Below are 20,902 nucleotides of genomic sequence, written 5' to 3'. Positions count from 1 at the left end.
CGGGTGCGGCACAAAGCGGCTTGACCCCGGCCTGGACAGCCCGGCTAAGCGGCACATGACACAAAAAGGCCGGCCCAGAGGTTTCGCGAACCTCCGGACCGGCCTTTTGTCTGCGGGCTAGACGCCGTAGTAGAGCTCGAACTCGTACGGGTTCGGGCGCAGCGAGAGCGGGCGGATCTCGTTCTCGTACTTGTACTCGATCCAGGTGTCGATCAGGTCCTGGGTGAAGACGCCGCCGGCCTGCAGGAACTCGTTGTCCTCGGCCAGGGCTTCCAGGGCTTCCTCGAGCGTGCCCGGGGCCTTGGGGATGTCCTTGGCTTCCTCGGCGGGGAGCTCGTAGAGGTCCTTGTCGATCGGCGCCGGCGGTTCGATGCGGTTGCGGATGCCGTCAATACCGGCCATCAGCTGGGCCGCGAAGGCCAGGTACGGGTTGGAGGAGGGGTCCGGAGCGCGGAACTCGATGCGCTTGGCCTTCGGGTTCGAGCCCGTGATCGGGATGCGGATACCGGCGGAGCGGTTGCCCTGCGAGTACACCATGTTGACCGGAGCTTCGAAGCCCTTGACCAGGCGGCGGTAGGAGTTCACCGTCGGGTTGGTGAAGGCCAGGACGGCGGAGGAGTGCTTCAGCAGGCCGCCGATGTACCAGCGGGCGGTGTCGGACAGGCCCGCGTAGCCCTTCTCGTCGTAGAAGAGCGGCTCGCCGCCGTTCCACAGCGACTGGTGGCAGTGCATGCCCGAGCCGTTGTCACCGAAGACCGGCTTCGGCATGAAGGTAACCGACTTGCCCCAGGCATCGGCGGTGTTCTTGATGACGTACTTGAACTTCTGCAGGTCATCGGCCGCGTGGGTCAGGGTGGTGAACTTGTAGTTGATCTCAGCCTGGCCGGCGGAACCGACCTCGTGGTGGCTGCGCTCGACCTCAAGGCCGGCCTCATCCAGCGCGATGCACATGGCGTCGCGCAGGTCGGCCTGCTTGTCGGTCGGGGAGACCGGGAAGTAACCGCCCTTGACGGGGGTCTTGTAACCGAGGTTTCCGCCTTCTTCTTCGCGGCCAGTGTTCCAGTGGGCTTCCTCGGAGTCGATCTTGTAGAAGCTGCCCTGCGGGGAGGACTGGTACTGAACATTGTCGAAGACGAAGAACTCGGCCTCGGGGGCGAAGAACGCGGTGTCGGCAATGCCGGTGGAGGCCAGGTAGGCCTCGGCCTTCTCGGCCACGCCGCGGGGATCGCGGTGGTACGGGTCGCCCGTGCGCGGGTTCACGATGGAGAAGTTCAGCGCGAGGGTCTTCTCGATGCGGAAGGTGTCAACGAACGCCGTCGTGACGTCCGGGATGAGCTGCATGTCCGACTCGGCGATGCCCTGGAAACCGCGAATCGACGATCCGTCGAAAAGCTGGCCGTTGACGAAGAAGTCCGCGTCAACACTCTTGGCGGGGACGTTGAAGTGCTGCTGAACGCCCGGGAGGTCGGTGAAGCGGATATCAACGAATTTGATGTCTTCGTCTTTGATGAACTTGAGGACTTCGTCCGCAGTCTTGAACATCTATGCTCCTTACGCATATGAAAGATCTGGCCGTGAGGCCGTGTGGTCCAGCGCAGTCCGACGTCGGGGAAAACGCAGTGTTCACCCCGCCTACGGTGCCGCTAGCAACTGTTACCACCCTAAGGACACGGGATTTCCCCGCGGTGTCCGCTTTGTTTCGGGCAGGTTACAGAATGCGCTGACGTGTTAAAGCTAGTCGCTGTCCACAGTGTGGCCTATCCGGGTCCGCTCTGTGACCGCCCAGCGTCCAGATGGTGAACACCCCCGAGGGCCGCCCGGGAGCCGATAGGCTTGGGGGGTGGTTGATCGTAAAGACATAGGCTCGTGGCTCAGCGGACCGGACACGTCCGGCATCTCCAAGTATCCGGGGGAGCGGCTGGGCCTGCCCGAGTCCGGCCCCGGCTCGATTGCCCGCGCGGGCCGGCGGATCCTGGCCATCTGCATCGACTGGGGGATCGCCCTGTTGATCAGCAACTTCGCTTTTGGCGGGAACTCCTGGGCCACGCTGGCGGTGTTCGCCGTCGAACAGGCCCTGCTGGTCGGAACCCTGGGCTACAGCATCGGGCACCGGATCATGGGGATCCACGTCATCCGGCTTGGCGGCGGTCCGGCGGGTCCGCTCCCGGCCCTGGTCCGGAGCGTGCTGCTTTGCCTGGTGATTCCCGCCGTCATCTTCGACCCGGACCACCGCGGCCTGCACGACAAGGCCATGAACACGGTGCTCGTCCGGATGTAGCCGCTGCGGGTTGGGCGTCGGGGACGAATCCGCCGCTGTTCTGTGCCGAAAGCGGCTGCGAATTGCCGGAAATGGCCGCTATGGCACCCGACTAAGCGGCCGTTTGTGGTGAATGGACGGGCGTGGTGCCGCAAGGTGATCCCACCGGACCCTGCTGACTCTAGACCCGGGTTGTTTCCTCGGCCGGGATCGATGTGACTCCGTGCGGACCTTCCGCCAGATAGCCGCGCCCGCCGGCCCAGCGTTCGAACCAGATGGTGGTGAACGGCAGGACCGCGGAGAGCCCTGCGAACAGCGCCACCCGGAACGGCCAGCGCTGCAGCCGCCACAGCGCCAGGGCGGACAAGCCGTAGCCGATGAAGAACGCCCCGTGGACCGGCCCCGCCAGTTCGACGCCCAGTTCGGTGGTCCGGAGCACCCACTTGAGGAACATTCCCACCAGCAGTGCTGCCCAGCTGAAGGCTTCGGCGACGGCCAGGATCCGGAAGATCCTGATCACGGCGGTCCTGGCGGGAAATTTCATGGGGCAGTCTCCGGATTCGGTTGTGGCGGTGCCGCGCGCTGAGGCCGGCGCCCGGCGTCGTACGGTCGGTCGTAAGGGATAACGCAGGGGTTAAAGTGGACCGCCCCGGCTCCCGGCAAGATGCCGGCAACCGGGGCGCCCCGGGAAAGCTGTGGCCAACGGGCGTCCCTAGCGGCCGCGGGCCGCCTTGCGGTCGGGTCGGGCCTTGTAGGGGTCGATTCCCTTGGGGATCGGCAGGCGGTTGCCGAGCGAGGAGATGCGCTTCGAAACGGTGCTGACCTCGGTCTTGGTCAGTTCGTTCTTCATCTTGCCCATCTTCTTGGCGACCTGGCTGATCGGCACCTGGCCCTCGCCCCGGCCGCTCTCGATCACGTGGATGGTGACGTTGGGCAGGATGCGGGCGAGGCGCTTGCGTTCGCCGTCGAGCAGTGGCTTGACCCGGTGGCTGGGGCCCTCGCTGACCAGTACGACGCCGGGGCGACCGATGGCGCGGAAGACGGCGTCCTGGGTGCGCGGGTTGACGGCGACCGGCTGGTCCTCGGTGATCCAGCCGCGGCGCAGGGTGCCCAGTGCGGCGCCCGAGGCCCCCGGCTGGTTCTCAATCTGGGCGAACGCGGCGCGCTCGGCGCGGCGGGACAGGATCAGGGTGGCGGCCAGAATGCCCAGCGGAATGCCGATGATCAGGCCCGTGATCCAGTTATCCAGCAGGAACCCGACGAGGAAGCTGACCGCGACGACGCCGAGGAACGCCAGCAGCATGAGCCACGGGACCATCGGATCGTGGCGGCGGGTCATCTGGAAGACTTCCCTGATCTGCTTCAGCCGGCTCGGCTTCTTGGCCTTGGCTTCCTTGGGCTTGCGGGAAAAAAGGCCACGCTTCGGCTCATCGGCTGAAGAAGTGGACGTGCTGGAGTCAGGGAAATTCGCCATAGTGCCTTAATTCTACGTGATGCACGGCTCAGGGCCGGACACCGGATTGCTCCGGTGCCGGCCCTGGGCGGCAATGGTGTGCGGTGTCTGTCAGGAGTGCGCCGCGAGCAGCGAACTGGCTTCCTGGCGGGTGCTGCCGGAGCTTTCGATGTGCGCCAGCTCGGCCGGGATTTCCCAGCCCTTCTTGCGCATCGCCGTGGCCCAGAGCCGGCCGGCACGGTAGGAGGAACGCACCAGCGGTCCGCTCATCACGCCGAGGAAACCGATCTCGTCGGCCTCCTGCTGCAGGTCCACAAACTCCTGCGGCTTGACCCAGCGGTCTACCGGAAGGTGGCGTTCGGACGGGCGCAGGTACTGGGTAATGGTGATCAGGTCGCAGCCGGCCTCGTGCAGGTCGCGCAGTGCCTCGGAGATCTCCTCGCGGGTCTCTCCCATGCCCAGGATCAGGTTGGATTTCGTGACCATGCCCAGCTTGCGGCCCTGCGTTATGACGTCCAGGGACCGCTCGTAACGGAACGCGGGACGGATCCGCTTGAAGATCCGGGGGACAGTCTCGACGTTGTGCGCGAACACCTCGGGCTTGGAGTCGCAGATCGCCTCGATGTGCTCGGGCTTGCCGGAGAAATCGGGGATCAGGAGTTCGACGCCGGTGCCCGGGTTCAGCTCGTGGATCTTGCGGACCGTCTCGGCGTAGAGCCAGACGCCCTCGTCGGCGAGGTCGTCGCGGGCCACTCCGGTGACGGTGGCGTAGCGCAGCTGCATGGACTGGACCGAGCGGGCCACCTTGGTGGGCTCGAACATGTCCACGGGGGAGGGCTTGCCGGTGTCGATCTGGCAGAAGTCGCAGCGCCGGGTGCACTCGGAGCCGCCGATCAGGAAGGTCGCTTCCTTGTCTTCCCAGCATTCGAAGATGTTGGGGCAGCCGGCCTCTTCACAGACGGTGTGGAGGCCTTCCTTCTTGACGAGGTTCTTGAGCTGGACGAACTCCGGGCCCATCTGGACCTTGGCCTTGATCCACTCGGGCTTCCGTTCCACCGGGGTGGCCGCATTGCGCTGCTCAATACGCAGCATCTTCCGGCCTTCTGGTGCCAGTGTCACAGTAGAGCTCCTTCGTGGGTTGCAACTAGGGCTTCTTCATTGTTGCGCAGTTCCTCGGTGATCCGCGACACGAGGTCTGCCGGGGCGACATCCCGGCCGGTCTCCTGCGCGATCGTGGTGACGCCGGCGTCGGTGATGCCGCAGGCGATGATCTGGCCGTAGGGGGCGAGGTCATTGTTGCAGTTGATGGCGAAGCCGTGCATGGTGACGCCCTCGTGGACCCGGATGCCGATCGCGGCAATTTTGCGCGCCGGGCCCTTCTCGTCCTGCTCGATCCAGACGCCGGCACGGCCCTTGATCCGGACGGCGTCGATGCCGTAGTCGGCCAGGACAGCGATGATGACGGCTTCGAGCCGTTCGACGTAGTCTCGGATGCCGGCCGGGTTCTTCAGCTTGATGATGGGATAGCCCACCAGCTGGCCCGGGCCATGCCAGGTCAGTTTGCCGCCGCGGTCCACGGGCACCACGGGGGTCCCGTCGAAGGGGCGTTCGTGGTCCTCGGTGCGTTTACCTGCGGTGTAGACCGGGGAATGTTCGAGCAGCAGAACGGTGCTGGGTGCGGTTCCGGCGACGACTTTCTCGTGGAGTTCGCGCTGGATATCCCAGCCGCGGGTGTAGTCGACGAATTCAGGAGCGAGACCCAGCTGGGAGAACTCAAGAGTCATGGCATCCAGCTTAGTCCTCGGCTGTCGCGCCCACCGATTCTGTGGTGAAGCTCTCATGCCTGTGGATAACTTCTGCAGGGAAGTCGAAGATCCGCTATTCCTAAACCATGGATGATTACGAACGGTCCGCGTCCCCTGCTTCCGCTTCCGATCCCGCCCTGACTCCGGAGGTTTCCGGATACGACGTCGGGCGGCTGCTGGGCCGCGGCGGCAGCGCCGCCGTCTGGCTCGCCACTGACCAGGTGACGCGGCGTGACGTGGCGCTGAAGTGCTTCAACGCCGTCGGTCCAGCAGGAGAGCCGCAGCGGGAACGACGACGGGCGGTGGATGCCGAGGAAGCCGTGCGGCGTGAGATGCGGATCCTCTCCGCCCTTGACCATGAGCACCTCGTCAAGGCGCATGCCGTGGTGCGGGTGGCTTATGGGACCAGCGGCGCCCCCGGGCTGGGGCTTGTGCTCGACTACGCCGCCGGCGGCTCGCTGGCCGAACTCCTTGGGGCCCGGGGCAGCCTGGCGCCGGGGGAGACCGTCACGGTGCTGACCCCGATCGCCCAGGCGCTGGCGTACCTGCACCGGAACGGATTTACCCATGGCGACGTCTCACCGGGCAACGTGCTGTTCACTGCGCAGGGAAAGCCGCTGCTGGCCGACCTCGGGGTGGGGCGGATGCTGGCGGAGCCGCAGGATGCCTCCGGCGCCGGCACGGACGGGTTCCGTGACCCGGCCCCGGTGGATGCCGTCCGGGCCGGGCTCCAGCCTGAAAGGGATGTCTACTCCGTGGCGGCGCTGGGCTGGTTTTGCCTCACCGGCCGGGCGCCGGAGCCGGAACCCCAGCGTCCGCCGCTGCCGCTGCTGGTTCCCGCCGTTCCGGCGGAGCTCGCGGACGCGCTCGAGGCGGGACTGTGCAGTGACCGACGCCGGCGGCCGTCGGCCGCGGAGCTGGCCGAGGCGATTTTCCGCGGCGCCCCGGCGGCGCCCGTGGATCTTTCCGTGTCGGTGCATTCGACCGTGCTGCCCCAACTGCTGACCCGGCGCTCCCTTCCGGCCGGCGCGCGGGAAAGGCGGGCGTCGCGGCTGTGGCGCTGGCGGCGCCGGGTGGCGCTGCACCCCCCGGTCGGACCAAGTGCGCGGCATGCGTCCATGCCGGTGCGCCGCCAGCCGGGAGCTCGGCCGGGAATTAGGCGCGTGAGCGTTCGGCGTGGCCTGGCGGTCCTCGTGACGGCGGTGCTCTTCACGGCGGCAGGCGTCTTCGGGACGTTGCTGCTCGCCGGGAGGCTGGCGGTGGGGGAATGGGCCCCTGAGGTCCGGCCGCTGTCCGGACCGGCAGCGGTACCGGTGACCGGGGCTGCCACCGATCCGCAGGTCGCGGCGGCCGGAGCCGTGCCGGCCGCTCTGCAGAAGCTGCTCGCCGCGCCACGGCCCGAAGACGCGGTGCGCGGCCTCGCTGGCCTCCGTTCCTACGCCTTGAGCACGGGGAACCTCGGGCTTCTGGAACAGGTCAATGCGCCCGCGTCCCCTGCCGCGGCAGCAGACGCCGGCGTCGGCTCCCGGCTGGCGGTGTCCGGCCACGTCCTCGACGGCTTCGAAGCCCGCCTGAGCCTGGTCAAGCGGCAGCCGGAGAGCACAGCCGCGCGGGCCGTGGTGTCGCTCAGCGTGGCCTCGCCGTCGTACCGGGAGCGCGACGCCGCGGGGACGGTGGTGGCCGAGGCGGCGGCCGTCCCGCAACAGCGGCTTCGCCTGGTGCTGGTGCCGGTGGACGGCAAATGGCGGATCCAGGAGGTCCTCCGCGCCGCCGGGGACTAGGACGGGCGCCTCCGGCGCCGCCCGGTCAGCCGCGGGCCGCCACCCAGGCCGCGGCCTGGGCCAGCGAGGGGTGCTGCCACTGGAACCCGGCGCCGGCCAGGGCAGCCGGTTCCATCCGCTGGCTGGCGAGCAGCAATTCATTGGCCAGTTGGCCCATCACGAGGCGCAGTACGGGCGCCGGCACCCGCAACAGAGCCGGCCGGTGGAGTGATTCGGCCAGCCGGGAGATCAACGAATTCACGTCCGCGCTCTCCGGGGCGCAGACGTTCACCGGTCCGGCCAGCGGCGCGGTGAGCAGGAAGTTGAAAGCGCCGGCCACGTCCGGAAGCGTGATCCAAGGCCAGTACTGCCGGCCGTTACCCAGCGGGCCGCCCACGCCCAGGCGCAGCAGCGGCAGGAGCCGGCCGAGGGCGCCGCCGCTGCGGCTCAGGACGACGCCGGTGCGCGCGGTAACAACGCGGACCCCGGCCGGCGCCTCCTGGGCCGCGGCCTCCCAGTCGGCGCAGATCCGGGCCAGCACGCCGCTGCCGGCCGGCGCGTTCTCGCGCAGCACCGCCTGACCGGCATTTCCGTAGTAACCGGAGGCGGACTGGCTCAGGAAGACCGGCGGCGGGTTGTCCATCCGGCCCATCGCCGCGGTCAGGGTCCGCGTCGGGCCCAGCCGCGAGGCGCTGAGCTCGTTGATCCGGCCCCGCGTCCACGGCCGGTCGCCGATCCCGGCACCGGAGAGGTTGATCACCGCGTCCGCACCCTTGAGGGCCGTGTCGTCGATGCGGCCCGCGGCGGGATCCCACTGGAACTCGCCGGGCGAGGCGGGCGGGCGCCGGACCAGGCTCGCGACCTCGTGCCCGCTGTCGCGCAACGTGCTGGAAAGGGCGGTTCCGATCAGCCCGGAGGCGCCTGCTACAAGGATTCGCATGATCCATCTCACCATGCCCGGCACGGCAGGGAAACCTCCCCGGGGCTAGGGGAGGTTTTGACTATGATCGAACGATGACCTCTTCGAGCTACCTCCGTTTCCCGCATCTGCATGGCGATCTGGTCACCTTCGTGGCCGAGGACGACGTCTGGATCGCGCCCCTCGACGGAGGCCGCGCCTGGCGGGTCTCCTCGCTGCAGCTGCCGGCCCGCAACCCGCGGTTCACCCCCGACGGAAAGCGCCTGGTCTGGACGGTCGTCCAGGGGACCGCCCCGGAGGTTGTCACGGCGGACGTCGATGGCGGCGGGTACCGCCAGCTCAGTTACTTCGGCCACAGCTCCACCAAGGTCAAGGGCTTCACCCCGGACGGCGACGTGGTGGTCACGAGCGCCTTCCGGCAGGCGGACAGCCGCCTCACGCACGCCTACAGCCTGCCCGTCGACGGCGGCTGGGCCGAGGAGCTGCCCTACGGACCGGTCGAGTCCGTGGCCTACGGCACCGTCGTCGGGGATGAACGGCCCGTGGTGCTGGCCAGTGTGCTCTCCCGTGAACCGGCCTGGTGGAAGCGGTACCGGGGCGGCGCCGCCGGGAAGTTGTGGATCGACGCGGACGGCAACGGCGAATTCGAGCGGCTCGCGCCCGAACTTGACGGCAACCTCACCGACCCGATGTGGGTCCAGGGCCGGATCGCCTTCCTCTCCGACCACGAGGGCTACGGCAACCTGTATTCCGTGCTGCCCAACGGCACGGACCTCCGCCGCCACACGGACCACGAGGACTTCTACGTGCGGCACGCGGCCACCGACGGTGAACGGGTGGTCTTTGAGTCCGCAGGCGAACTCTGGCTGCTGGCCGGTCTCGACGCCGACGCGGTCAAGCTCGACGTCACGCTCGGCTCCGCTTCGCAGGCCCGGCGCTCGTCGGCGCTGAAGCCCTCCCGCCACCTCGGTGACGTCATCCCGGACCACACCGGCGACTCCAGCGCTGTGGAAGCCCACGGCACCCTGCACTGGCTGCGGCACAAGGACGGTCCGTCGCGCATCCTCGAGGCGACTCCGGGTGTCCGGGCACGACTGCCGCGCCCCTTCGGTGCCGGCCGGATCGCCTACATCGCGGACCACGAGGGCGCCGAGGCGCTCTACCTCAAGCCCATCGCCGCGCCCGTGCACGGCGGCCACGGATCCGGCAACCACGCATCCGGCGGCCAAGCATCCGGCAACCAGGTGCAGGCCCCCGCACCGGCCGCCGCCGCGGAGGCCGGGCAGGACGCCGACGGCGGGACTCCGCTGCCGCGGCCAGTCTCCGCTGCCGCCCTCACCCGCCCCGACGCCGCGCCGGCGACCGCCGTCGTCGCCGCTGCCGAGGCCGTGCCGGTGGTGGTCGCGGATGCCGCCTCCGGCAGCGCCTCTTCGGGTGGCGGCTCCGCGCCGGAGCAAGCCGACAGCGGTCGACCGACCCGGATCGACTTCCCGAAGCCCAGCCGGGCCAGCGCGGTGGAGGCAAGCCCGGACGGCAACTGGATCGCCGTCGGCACCTCCTTCGGCGATATCTTCCTCGCAGACACCCGCACCGGCGCCCTGTCGCTGCTGAGCAGCATCGGCGAGGGCAGCATCGACGGCTTCAGCTGGTCTCCGGACTCGGCGTGGCTGGGCTGGGCCGAGCCGGTCACCTCCTTCGGCTCCAGGACCCGGCTGCGGCTGGCCCGGATCGATCGGGCAGGAACGGCAACGCCCGCCGCGGCCGGGGCGGATAAGCCTGCGATCATCGACGTCACCGACGGCCGCTTCCGGGACGAGTCGCCGGCGTTCACCCCGGACGGCAAATTCCTGGCCTTCCTGTCCAACCGCAGCTTCGACCCGGTGTACGACGGGCACTCCTTCGACCTGTCCTTCCCGAGTCCGATCAAGCCCTACCTCGTGGCCCTGGCAGCCGACACACCGTCCCCGTTCGGGCCGAGCGTCGCACTCCCCGAAGACTCGGAGGATTCCCGGGACGGGGCCGCCGCCGAAAGCGGTGCCGGAGACGCAGCCAAAACCGCCGCGCCGGTCAGGGTCGACGCCGAGGGCCTGGCGCACCGCGTCATCAGCGTCCCGGTCCCGCAGGGCAACTACTCGGACCTAGCCGCCACCGCGGGCGCGCTGCTCTGGCTCGACCACGAGCTGGCCGGCGTGACCGGCGACGGCCGGGCCAGCCTGGAGGACAAGAACGCCGCCCCGAGCCTGGTCCGCTTCGACCTCGCCAAGCGCCGAGCCACCACGATCGTCGACGCGCTGGACAGCTACCGGCTCACCGGCGACGGCGAAAAGGTCGTCCTGGTCCAGGACAAGCAGATCCGTGTCTCGCCCGCGGCATCGAAGGCCGACGAGGAATCCGGCCAACTGGTCAAGGTGGATCTGAACCGCATCCGGGTCCGGCTTGACCCGGTCAGTGTGTGGGGCCAGGCCTTCGACGAGGCCTGGCGCCTGCAGCGCGACTTCTTCTGGACCGCGGACATGGCCGGCCAGGACTGGGATTCGGTGCACGCCCGCTACCGGCCGATCGTGGACCGGCTCGGCTCCCACGATGACCTCGTGGACCTGCTCTGGGAACTTCACGGCGAGCTGGGAACCTCCCACGCCTACGTCCGCCCCGCCCTGGTGACGGAGAACGGCAGCAACGGCCAGGGCCGCCTCGGCGCCGACCTCGCGTTCACCGGCGAGGGCTGGGAAATCACCCGCATCCTGGCCGGGGAATCTTCGGACCCGCTGGCCACCTCGCCGCTGACCCGGCCGGGCGTGGACGCGCGGCCCGGGGATGTGTTGCTGGCAATCGACGGCGTCGAACTCTCGGCGTCGCTGACGCCGGCCGTGCAGCTGGCCGGAGCCGCCGGCCGCGCCGTGGAACTGACCCTGCGCAACGGTGCCGGCCACGGCGCCCGGGCAGGGGAGCAGCGCCGCGTCGCCGTCGTGCCGGTCAAGGACGAGGAACGGCTGCGCTACCAGGAATGGGTCGCGTCCAACCGCCGCACCGTGCGGGAAGCCTCGCAGGGCACCTTCGGTTACCTGCACATACCGGACATGATGGCCAACGGCTGGGCGCAGCTGCACCGCGACCTGGATACCGAGACCTCCCTCGACGGCCTGATCGTGGATGTCCGCCGCAACCGCGGTGGCCACACCTCGCAGCTCGTCGCGGAGCTGATCGGCCGCAAGGTGACCGGCTGGAGCATGCCCCGCGGCGAGCGTCCGCGCACCTATCCGCACCACGCACCGCGCGGCCCGGTCATCATCCTCACCGATGAGTTTGCCGGCTCCGACGGCGACATCATCACCCAGGTCTCCAAGCTGCGCGGGATCGGACCGGTCATCGGCACCCGGACCTGGGGCGGCGTCGTCGGTATCGACAACCGGTTCGCCCTGGCGGACGGCACCGGGGTCACCCAGCCGCGCTACGCCACCTGGTTCACCGGCGGCGTGGGCTGGGGCGTAGAAAACTACGGTGTTGCCCCCGACATCGAGGTCTCCTTCCCGCCGCACGCCTATGCGGCCGGCACGGACCCGCAGCTCGAATACGGCATCGGCGCGCTCAAGGAAATGATCCAGGAGCTTCCCACCGACCGCCCGCCGCTCCGCGAGGGCTACCGCACGGTGCGGCCCGCCCCGCTGCCGGCCCGCCGGCAGGGCAACTAGCGCACACGGCGAAGGCCCCCGCTCCGGACAATCCGGGGCGGGGGCCTTCGTGTATCTGCGGTTGCCGGCTGCTAGGCGGCCAGGGTGGCGTCCAGGGTGATCTTGATGCCCGTCAGGGCAGCCGAGACCGGGCAGCCGGTCTTGGCGTCCTCGGCGATGCGCTGGAACTCCTCCTCGGAGATGCCGGGCACCCGGGCGTTCAGGGTGAGGTGGCTGCCGGTGATGCCGGTGCCGGGTTCGAACGTGACGTCGGCCTTGGTGTTGACTTCCTCCGGCGTGTGGCCGGCCTGCGCCAGGGCGTGGCTGAATGCCATCGAGAAGCATGCGGAGTGCGCGGCGGCGATCAGTTCTTCCGGGCTGGTCTTCCCCTCGGCCGCTTCGGCGCGGGCCTTCCAGGTGACGTCGAAGTTGCCGAGCCCGGAGCTGTCGAGGCTGGTGTTGCCCGCCCCCGACATCAGGTCGCCGTTCCATACAGTGTGTGCGGTGCGTGTTGTTGCCATGTCCACTCCTCAGCGTCGTTGAGTCAGCGATCCGGCCAGGTAAGCGGATCCTGCCGTGTCCCATCCTAGGGACTCGGTCCGGTCGCCGCACCCGGTGTCCGCTGTCAGAGAATTGCCTCGACATGGCGGGGCGGCAGGGATAAAGCCCAGCCGCTGTCCCGCCGGGAGGAACGGGTTAACGACGACGGCGGCGCACCCCGGTTGGGGGTACGCCGCCGTCGCTGCGGTCGGGTGCCTACTGCCAGAGGGTGGCGATGGCGACGTTAAGCAGCGCCAGGCCGCCAACGCTGTGGGCGAGGCCCCTGCTGACCGGCTCGTCCTTCTTGTACTTGCGGCTGCCGATGAACGCGAGCACGGCCACGGCGAGGGCGATCACCAGTTTGAGGCCGAGCTTGGCGTAGTTGGCGTCCATGTTCAGGGCCGGGATGAGCCCCATCATGACAATGCCGGTGATGAGCTGGAGGGCGGCGCCGTCGAACTGGCGCGGGTGCACGGTGGGGTTCTTCATCTGGGCGATCCAGATACCCACGATCATGGCGGCGCCGATGATGTGCAGGAAGACCATGATGTTATAGACGATGTTCATGGGACCTAGCTTAGCGACAAAGTGTCCATAAAGAGCGAAGGGCACCTTCCCTTGCGGGGAGGTGCCCTTCTCTCACCCAGATGGATGAGCTGGCCGCTAGAGGCCGAGGTCTGCTTCGAACGCGCCTTCTTCAAGGCGTGCCTTCAGCGTCTGCAGGAAGCGTCCTGCGTCGGCGCCGTCCACCAGGCGGTGGTCGTACGTCAGCGACAGGTACATCATCGAACGGATGGCGATCGAGTCGTCGCCGTTCTCATCGGAGACCACGACGGCGCGCTTGACGATCGCGCCGGTGCCGAGGATGGCCACCTGCGGCTGGTTGATGATCGGGGTGTCGAAGAGGGCGCCCACGGAACCGATGTTGGTGATGCTGAAGGTTCCGCCGGAGAGCTCGTCCGGGCCGATCTTGCCGTTGCGGGTGCGGTCCGCGACGTCGGCGATCTTGCCGGCCAGGCCGGCCAGGTTCAGGTTGCCGGCGTCGGCGATGACCGGAACCAGCAGGCCCTTGTCGGTGTCCACCGCAATCGCCAGGTGCTCGGCGTTGTGGTAGGTGATCTCCTGCTTGTCCTCGTCGTAGGAGGCGTTGACCTTCGGGTGCTGCTTCAGGGCCTCGGCGACGGCCTTGGCAATGAAGGGCAGGAAGGTCAGCTTGGAGCCGTTCTGCGCCTGGAACGAGTTCTTGGCCTTGGCCCGCAGCTTGGCGACCTTGGTCATGTCCACCTCGTGCACCTGGGTCAGCTGGGTGGAGATGTCCAGCGACTCGCGCATGCGGCGGGCGATGACCTGGCGGATCCGCGGGGCCTTCTGCACGGTGCCGCGCAGCGACGAGGCCTCAGCAGATGCTGCAGGGGACGCTGCTGCCGGGGCTGCGGACGACGCGGCCGGCGCGGAAGCTGCGGCCGCCGGAGCGGCCTTGGCCTCGGCTGCGGCCAGCACGTCCTGCTTGCGGATCCGGCCACCGACGCCGGTGCCGGTCAGCGAGGAGATGTCCACGCCCTGCTGGTTGGCGAGCTTGCGGACCAGGGGAGTGACGTAGCCGGACTCGGCAGGAGTCGCAGCTGCGGCGGGGGCGGCTGCCTGCTTCGGGGCCTCCTGCTTGGGGGCTTCCTGCTGGGGAGCGGCGGCCGGAGCGGGTGCCGCGGGGGCTTCCTGCTTGGGAGCCGCGGCCGGAGCCGGGGCCTCCTGCTTGGGAGCTTCCTGCTTCGGCGCCTCCTGCTTGGGAGCCTCCGGAGCCGGAGCAGCGGCCGGTGCGGCAGCGCCGGAGCCGATCACGGCGAGGACGGAGCCGACCTCGGCCGTTTCATCCTCGGCAACGCGGATTTCCTGCAGCGTGCCGGCGACCGGAGACGGGATCTCGGTGTCGACCTTGTCCGTGGAAACTTCCAGCAGCGGCTCGTCCACTTCGACAGTGTCACCGATGCTCTTGAGCCATCGGGTGACGGTACCTTCGGTGACGCTTTCGCCCAGGGCGGGGAGCGTGACCTCGTGGCCTTCGCCGGCCGGCGCGGCCTCCGCGGCGGGTGCCGGAGCGGCAGCCTCGGCGGCCGGGGCGGGGGTTTCGGCTTCGGGGGCCGGGGCCTCGGCAGCGGACGGCGATTCGGCCGGCGCTTCCTCGGCGGCCGGAGCGGCAGCCTCGGCGGAGCCGGAGCCGTCGCCGATGCGGACCAGAGGTGCTCCGACTTCAGCGGTCTCGTCTTCGGCGACGAGGATTTCCTCGATCACGCCGGCGATCGGAGAGGGGATCTCGGTGTCTACTTTGTCGGTGGAAACTTCGAGCAGGGGCTCGTCCACCTCTACCCGGTCACCGACCTGCTTGAGCCAGCGGGTGACGGTTCCTTCGGTGACGCTCTCACCGAGGGCGGGCAAGTTAACGGATTCAGACATGTCGTCCCCGTTCTCCTTATTGATCTTTAGTGCGGATGGTTGCTGCCTTGTTCGAGCTTAGTGCACCCGGTTTTTCGGGCCGGGTGCACTAAACACGGAGTTCTTGCGGTGCTGCGGGCGGAACTGCTAGCCGTGCAGGGGCTTGCCGGCGAGGGCGAGGTGGGCTTCGCCCAGGGACTCGTTCTGCGTCGGGTGGGCGTGGACCAGCTGGGCCACGTCCTCCGGGTAGGCTTCCCAGTTCACGATCAGCTGGGCCTCGCCGATCTGCTCGCCCATACGGGCGCCGATCATGTGGACGCCGACGACGGGGCCGTCCTTCTGGCGGACCAGCTTGACCAGGCCGGACGTGCCCAGGATGGAGCTCTTGCCGTTGCCGGCGAGGTTGTATTCCTGGGTTTCGACCTGGTCGTCGCCGAACTTGGCCTTGGCGGCCTTCTCGGTGTAGCCGACGGTGGCGATCTCCGGCTCGGAGTAGGTGACCTTGGGGATGTTGACGTCCTCAACGACAACCGGCTTGAGGCCGGCGATTTCCTCGGCCACAAAGATGCCCTGCTGGTAGCCGCGGTGCGCGAGCTGGACGCCCGGGACGATGTCGCCCACGGCGTAGATGTTGCCGACGCCGGTGTGCAGGCGCTCGTTGGTGATGACGAAGCCGCGGTCGATCGTCAGACCGGCTTCTTCGTAACCAAGGTTGGCGGTGACCGGGCCGCGGCCGACGGCGACCAGCATGAGGTCCGCTTCGAAGGTCTTGCCGTCGACGAGGGTGACCTTGACGCCGTCGTCGTTCTGCTCGACGCCCTGGAAGAAGGTGCCGGTGGAGAACTTGATGCCGCGCTTCTTGAACGCACGCTCGAACGCCTTGACGATGGTCGCGTCCTCGTTCGGGACGAGGGAGGGCAGGCCTTCGATGATGGTGACGTCGACCCCGAAGGACTTCCAGACGGAAGCGAACTCGACGCCGATCACGCCGCCGCCGAGGATGATGGCGCTCTTGGGGATGAAGTCCATGGTGAGGGCTTCGTCGGAGGTGATGACCTTGCCGCCGATTTCGAGGCCGGGCAGCGTGCGGGAGTAGGAGCCGGTCGCGAGGACGATGTTCTTGCCCTTGTACGCGGTGCCGTTCACGACGACGGTGTCGGAGCCCTGGAGCTTGCCCTCACCCTCGATGACGGTGATGCCCTTCTTGCCCTTGATGAGGCCCTGGAGACCCTTGAACTTGCCGGCAATGATGCCGTCCTTGTAGGCGTTGACGGCGTTGATGTCGATGCCGTCCAGGGTCACGTTGACACCGTACTTGGCGGAGTCACGGGCGTGGTCGGCCAGTTCCGCGGAGTGCAGCAGGGCCTTGGTGGGGATGCAGCCGTTGTGCAGGCAGGTGCCGCCGAGCTTTCCCTTTTCGATGAGTCCGACGGTAAGGCCGAGCTGGACGGCGCGGAGCGCAGTTGCGTAGCCGCCGCTGCCGCCGCCGAGTACCAGGATGTCGAATTCTTGCGCAGTTGCCTGATCGGCCACTAAAACGCTCCCTCGCGTGAACGATGACACGAGAGTACGCATCATCTGGTCTTGGAACTGTCTGCCGTGATTATGCCAGCAGGCCGGTTCCCTTTCGTTTGGAATTGCTTCTATGAAGCTAATTGCTGTGAAACTACGGTTCACCTTAGCGAACCACTAATACATGCTCCACCTTGCCATGGCGTTTGTGGAGCGCTTGTGTCCAGTGTCACGCGGCCCTGTGGCCGGGGTATCAGCCCCGTGGCCGCAAGGCCGCGTGAACGGACAGTGCTTCAGGACCGGTGGTTCCGGACGCCCGCCGGCGGCCCCGCTCAGACGGCTTGGGCGAGGATGTCCTCGACGTAGGCCACCAAGGTGCGCACGGTACTGCCGGTGCCCTGCTTGTGGTTGTAGCCGTAGGGGCTGCCGTTGTTGAAGGACGGTCCGGCGATGTCGATGTGGGCCCACGGGATCTGCTCGCCGTCCTTGCCCTTGCCGACGAACTCGCGCAGGAACACCGCGGCCGTCATCATGCCGCCGTGGCGTTCGCCGATGTTGGCGATGTCCGCGACCTGCGAGTCCAGGCTGGGACGCAGCTCTTCGGGCAGCGGCATCGGCCAGACCAGTTCGCCGGCGCGGTCCGCCGCGGCCTTGAGCGCGCCGGTGACGGAGTCCGAGCCCATAACGCCGGCGGTGCGGTCGCCGAGGGCGATCAGCTGGGCGCCGGTGAGGGTCGCGACGTCGATGATCGCGTCCGGGTACTCCTGGCTGGCGGCGACGATGCCGTCGGCCATGACCAGGCGGCCCTCGGCGTCGGTGTTCAGGACCTCGACGGTCTTGCCGCCGAAGATGGTCAGCACGTCGGCGGGACGCTGCGCGGCGCCGGAAGGCATGTTCTCCGCGATGCACAGCCAAGCGGTCGCCTTGACCGGCAGGCCCAGTTCCGCGAGGGCCAGAACGGTGTTCAGCACGACGGCGGCGCCGGCCATGTCGGACTTCATGTCGCCCATGCCGAGGTGCGGCTTGAGCGAGATTCCGCCGGTGTCGAAGGTGATGCCCTTGCCCACCAGCGCGATCTTGGCGGTGGCCTTGGCGGGGGCGTATTCGACCTTGACCAGGCGCGGCTGGCGGGTGGAACCCTTGCCGACGCCGAGGATGCCGCCGAAGCCGTCCTTCTCCAGGCGCTTCTCGTCCCAGACGGTCACCTTGACCGGCAGGCCCTTGGCCAGTTCCTTGGCGGCGTCGGCAAACGTTTCGGGGTAGAGGTGGCTCGGCGGCTGGTTGACCAGCGAGCGGGTGGCGTTGACGGCCTTGCCGATCAGGGCGGCGCGCTCCAGCACCGGTGCCAGCGCCTTGTCCGCGGCGAAGTCGGTGAGGATGCGGACACTCTTGACCGGATCCTTGAGGCCGTCCTTGGTGGAGCGGTACTCGTTGAAGGAGTAGGCGCCCATCGCGGCACCTTCGGCAACAGCCGCGACGGCGGCAAGGTCCGGCGTCGGGAGCGCGAGGGTCACAGTGGCGACGCCGGCGAGCTGGCGGACGGCCGAGCCGGCCGCGCGGCGCAGTGCCTCCTCGGAGAGCGGGGTGCCCGCGGAAACCTTGCCGACGCCCGCGAGGACCAGGACGGAAGCTCCAGCTTCCGGCAGGCCGGGGAGGCGATGCGCCTGGTCGGCGGCACCGGTAAGGCCAAGAACGCCCAGTGACTCGGCCAGCGCCTCGGCCGCCTTGGCCGTTAGCGGGTTGTCCAGCAGCACGGGGCCGTCGGTGCCCTGTCCCACGCCCACGACTAGGGCGTCGGACGGGGACTTCTTCAAGTCTCCGGCGATCGCACTGAGTTTGACTTCGGTATTCTTGACCACGAGGACAGTCCTCAATTCTCTGTGATTTTTCGGCAGGAACTGCATGTTCGGCGCCCTGCCATGGGTACCTGAGCCACCGTCGGCACTGCACGCAACCGGGTGTCTGCAAGGCCGTCTATAAGGCCAGTTCCGATCGTAGTCTCTCCCCGGCGCCGGAGTTCAATTTAATGAGAGCTGGCACACACTCGGGGCAGGAATTCCCCCGGCCGACGGCGCGTTGTAGCTGGTATCGGCACTTCGGGAACCGTCTGCGCGCGGGCCTTGTCTGCGCATCGACCCGACGGTCCGCCACGGCGGCTGCTGCCGCCCACCTGCTACTGCGAAAGGAACATGTCGTGATGGAACGGATTTCCGGCTCCTTGCTGGACCCTGAAACGCTCTACGTCCGTGATGACGCGCTGTTCCGCAGCCCCGAACTGCACGGGCTGAACCTGCTTATGGGCTTCACCGGTTTCGCTGACGCCGGGCATGTGGTGAGCCAGATCACCACGGAACTGCTCGACACCCTCGACTCCGAACTCGTCGCCGAGTTCGACGCCGACCAGCTGATCGACTACCGCTCCCGGCGCCCGCAGGTGAGCTTCGTCGAGGACCACCTGCAGGACTACCAGGCGCCGCGCCTGGCCCTGTACCGGCTGATCGACGGGCTGGGGAACCCCTTCCTGCTGCTGGCCGGGTTCGAGCCGGACCTGCAGTGGGAACGGTTCGCCCGCGCCGTCGTGGGGATCGTGGAGGAACTGGACGTCAACCTGGCGGCCTGGATCCACTCCATCCCGATGCCGGTGCCGCACACCCGGCCGGTCGGTGTCACCGTGCACGGCAACCGGCCGGAGCTGATCGAGGGGATCTCGGTCTGGAAGCCCACCGTCGAGGTTCCTGCCGCCGTCGGCCACATCCTTGAACTGCGCCTCGTCGAGGCAGGCCGGAACATCGCCGGCTACGTGATCCATGTCCCGCACTACCTGGCCGAGGCCGAATACCCGACGGCCGCCGTCGCGGGACTGGAGTACCTGGGTGCGGCCACCTCGCTGATGCTTCCCACGGACCGCCTCCGCGAGGCGGGCCGGGAAGTCGGCCGGCAGATTGCCGAACAAATCAATGCCTCCGAAGAAGTCCAGCAGGTCGTCTCCCGGCTGGAGACACGGTACGACGAGAAGGCGGAGGGAACCGTGCGCCGGTCGCTGCTCGCCGACGAGAACGACCAGATCCCGAACGCCGACGCGCTGGGCGCCGCCGTCGAGGCCTACCTGGCCCGTAAAGAACCCGGCGAATAAATACTATTTATGACGTCCGGGGCATAATGGGGGAGTGACCTCCCCCCGCGCCTGGCTGATCTGGATTATCGGGATCTTCGCATACCTGGTGGCGGTCAGCCAGCGCACCTCCTTCGGTGTCGTCGGGCTGGAAGCCACGGCCCGTTTCCATGCCAGCGCCGCCGAAATCTCCTTCTTCACCGTGCTGCAGCTGCTGGTCTACGCGGGCCTGCAGATCCCGGTCGGCGTCCTGGTCGACCGCTTTGGCTCCCGGGCCATGATCGCCGGCGGCGCCCTGCTGATGGGCCTGGGCCAGCTCCAGCTCGCGTTCGCCGACAGCATCCCGGGCGGCGTCCTGGGCCGCGTGCTCGTGGGCGCGGGCGATGCCATGACCTTTATCTCCGTGATCCGGCTGATCCCGCTGTGGTTTGCCCCGTCCCGGGTGCCGCTGCTGACCCAGCTGACCGGCATGTCCGGCCAGCTCGGCCAGCTCTTTTCCGTGGTGCCGTTCGCGATGATCCTGCACTCGGCCGGCTGGACCCCGGCGTTCCTGACCCTGGCCGGCATGTCCGGGCTCGCCGTCGTGCTGACGGTGCTGCTGCTGCAGGACCTGCCGCCCGGACACCCGGCGCCGGAGCCGTCGCAGGGCCTGCGCGCCACCGGCGTTTCACTCTCCCGGGCGTGGAAGCAGCCGGGCACCCGGCTGGGGCTGTGGAGCCACTTCACCGTGCAGTTCAGCGGCACCGTTTTCGCCATGACCTGGGGCTACCCGTTCCTGATCTCGGCCCAGGGGCTGGAGGCCGGCACCGTGTCGGCGCTGATGGCCCTCTACGTGGCGGCGGCGATCGCCGCCGGGCCGCTGATGGGCAGCTTCGTGGCCCGCCACCCGCTGCGCCGATCCACCATGGTGCTGCTGATCTCCGGTGCCACGGCAGCCGCCTGGGCCGCAGTGCTGCTCCAGCCGGGCCGTTCGCCGCTATGGCTGCTGGCCGGCCTGGTGGTGGTCCTGGCCATCGGCGGACCCGGCTCTATGATCGGTTTCGACTTTGCCCGGACTTTCAACCCGGCGCACCGGATCGGGACGGCCACCGGAATTGTCAATGTCGGCGGGTTCATCGCCGCTCTGCTGTCGATCTACCTGATCGGGGTGGCCCTGGACGCGCTGCACCTGGCCGGCGCCTCGCCGGGCGGGCTGTACAGCCTCGGCGCCTTCCGGATCGCGCTGAGCGTGCAGTTCCTGCTGCTGGCGGTGGGCGCCGCAGCCATCCTCATCACCCGGCGGAAGGTGCGCCGTCAGATGGCCGCGCAGGGCGTCATCGTGCCGCCGCTGCTCAAGGCCCTGGCCCAGCAGCGCCGGCTCGTCGCGGAACGCCGCCGTACGCCCTGACGGACTTGTCCACATAAGGAAACTCCCCGGCTGACGCCCGCCGCGGGCGCGGGCGAAGCTGG

16 protein-coding genes are annotated in these 20,902 nt (G+C 68.5%); 5 read left to right on the top strand and 11 right to left on the bottom strand.

Annotation, left to right across the window (positions count from 1 at the left end; genetic code table 11):
- Window positions 1-117 precede the first annotated feature (117 nt).
- Window positions 118-1,542: a type I glutamate--ammonia ligase gene (glnA, locus tag AC1DB8_RS08290; RefSeq protein WP_138769611.1), complete on the bottom strand. Its 1,425-nt coding sequence runs from the start codon at window positions 1,540-1,542 to the stop codon at window positions 118-120.
- Between the two features lie 298 nt (window positions 1,543-1,840).
- Between glnA and AC1DB8_RS08285 the strand changes: the two genes are divergently transcribed.
- Window positions 1,841-2,278: an RDD family protein gene (locus tag AC1DB8_RS08285; RefSeq protein ID WP_441418860.1), complete on the top strand. Its 438-nt coding sequence runs from the start codon at window positions 1,841-1,843 to the stop codon at window positions 2,276-2,278.
- 160 nt (window positions 2,279-2,438) lie between these two features.
- Here the strand turns inward: AC1DB8_RS08285 and AC1DB8_RS08280 are convergent, their stop codons facing one another.
- From AC1DB8_RS08280 to lipB, 4 genes are all read right to left on the bottom strand, one after another.
- Window positions 2,439-2,801 carry a DUF3817 domain-containing protein gene (locus tag AC1DB8_RS08280; RefSeq protein WP_441418859.1) on the bottom strand — a complete coding sequence of 121 codons (363 nt, stop codon included), beginning with the start codon at window positions 2,799-2,801 and terminating at the stop codon, window positions 2,439-2,441.
- Between the two features lie 168 nt (window positions 2,802-2,969).
- Window positions 2,970-3,731 carry a DUF4191 domain-containing protein gene (locus AC1DB8_RS08275; RefSeq protein ID WP_175321643.1) on the bottom strand — a complete coding sequence of 254 codons (762 nt, stop codon included), beginning with the start codon at window positions 3,729-3,731 and terminating at the stop codon, window positions 2,970-2,972.
- 90 nt (window positions 3,732-3,821) lie between these two features.
- Window positions 3,822-4,829, bottom strand: a complete 1,008-nt coding sequence (gene lipA / locus AC1DB8_RS08270; protein WP_175321644.1) for a lipoyl synthase — start codon at window positions 4,827-4,829, stop codon at window positions 3,822-3,824.
- Entirely contained in the window at window positions 4,826-5,494 is a 669-nt protein-coding gene (gene lipB, locus AC1DB8_RS08265; protein WP_441418858.1) for a lipoyl(octanoyl) transferase LipB, read from the bottom strand. Before lipB ends, lipA begins: the two co-directional genes overlap by 4 nt.
- A gap of 107 nt (window positions 5,495-5,601) precedes the next feature.
- Here lipB and AC1DB8_RS08260 point away from each other — a divergent pair, with 107 nt between their 5' ends.
- Window positions 5,602-7,296 carry a protein kinase domain-containing protein gene (locus tag AC1DB8_RS08260; RefSeq protein ID WP_476892739.1) on the top strand — a complete coding sequence of 565 codons (1,695 nt, stop codon included), beginning with the start codon at window positions 5,602-5,604 and terminating at the stop codon, window positions 7,294-7,296.
- 25 nt (window positions 7,297-7,321) lie between these two features.
- On the opposite strand, the gene AC1DB8_RS08255 is transcribed toward AC1DB8_RS08260, so the two are convergent.
- Window positions 7,322-8,215 carry a TIGR01777 family oxidoreductase gene (locus tag AC1DB8_RS08255; protein WP_441418856.1) on the bottom strand — a complete coding sequence of 298 codons (894 nt, stop codon included), beginning with the start codon at window positions 8,213-8,215 and terminating at the stop codon, window positions 7,322-7,324.
- Between the two features lie 74 nt (window positions 8,216-8,289).
- Between AC1DB8_RS08255 and AC1DB8_RS08250 the strand changes: the two genes are divergently transcribed.
- Window positions 8,290-11,883: a S41 family peptidase gene (locus AC1DB8_RS08250; protein ID WP_476892738.1), complete on the top strand. Its 3,594-nt coding sequence runs from the start codon at window positions 8,290-8,292 to the stop codon at window positions 11,881-11,883.
- Between the two features lie 71 nt (window positions 11,884-11,954).
- On the opposite strand, the gene AC1DB8_RS08245 is transcribed toward AC1DB8_RS08250, so the two are convergent.
- From AC1DB8_RS08245 to AC1DB8_RS08225, 5 genes are all read right to left on the bottom strand, one after another.
- Entirely contained in the window at window positions 11,955-12,383 is a 429-nt protein-coding gene (locus tag AC1DB8_RS08245) for an OsmC family protein (RefSeq protein ID WP_441418854.1), read from the bottom strand.
- A gap of 235 nt (window positions 12,384-12,618) precedes the next feature.
- Window positions 12,619-12,969: a hypothetical protein gene (locus AC1DB8_RS08240; protein WP_441418853.1), complete on the bottom strand. Its 351-nt coding sequence runs from the start codon at window positions 12,967-12,969 to the stop codon at window positions 12,619-12,621.
- A 96-nt stretch (window positions 12,970-13,065) separates the two neighbouring features.
- Window positions 13,066-14,850 carry a 2-oxoglutarate dehydrogenase, E2 component, dihydrolipoamide succinyltransferase gene (gene sucB, locus AC1DB8_RS08235; protein ID WP_441418852.1) on the bottom strand — a complete coding sequence of 595 codons (1,785 nt, stop codon included), beginning with the start codon at window positions 14,848-14,850 and terminating at the stop codon, window positions 13,066-13,068.
- A gap of 126 nt (window positions 14,851-14,976) precedes the next feature.
- On the bottom strand, window positions 14,977-16,362 hold the full coding sequence (gene lpdA, locus AC1DB8_RS08230; protein WP_441418851.1) for a dihydrolipoyl dehydrogenase: 1,386 nt from the start codon (window positions 16,360-16,362) through the stop codon (window positions 14,977-14,979).
- Between the two features lie 311 nt (window positions 16,363-16,673).
- Window positions 16,674-18,200 (bottom strand): leucyl aminopeptidase, encoded by a 1,527-nt coding sequence (locus AC1DB8_RS08225; RefSeq protein ID WP_476892737.1) that lies wholly within the window; start codon window positions 18,198-18,200, stop codon window positions 16,674-16,676.
- Window positions 18,201-18,535: 335 nt separating this feature from the next.
- On the opposite strand from AC1DB8_RS08225, the gene AC1DB8_RS08220 reads away from it, so the two are divergent.
- Window positions 18,536-19,474: a proteasome assembly chaperone family protein gene (locus AC1DB8_RS08220; RefSeq protein WP_441418849.1), complete on the top strand. Its 939-nt coding sequence runs from the start codon at window positions 18,536-18,538 to the stop codon at window positions 19,472-19,474.
- Window positions 19,475-19,508: 34 nt separating this feature from the next.
- Entirely contained in the window at window positions 19,509-20,840 is a 1,332-nt protein-coding gene (locus tag AC1DB8_RS08215) for an MFS transporter (protein ID WP_476892736.1), read from the top strand.
- Window positions 20,841-20,902: the final 62 nt, after the last annotated feature.

It is taken from the genome of Arthrobacter sp. 10N410 (assembly GCF_056394945.1).
The sequence above is the reverse complement of the archived record's forward strand: the minus strand, read 5'-3'. Positions and strand labels throughout refer to the sequence as shown.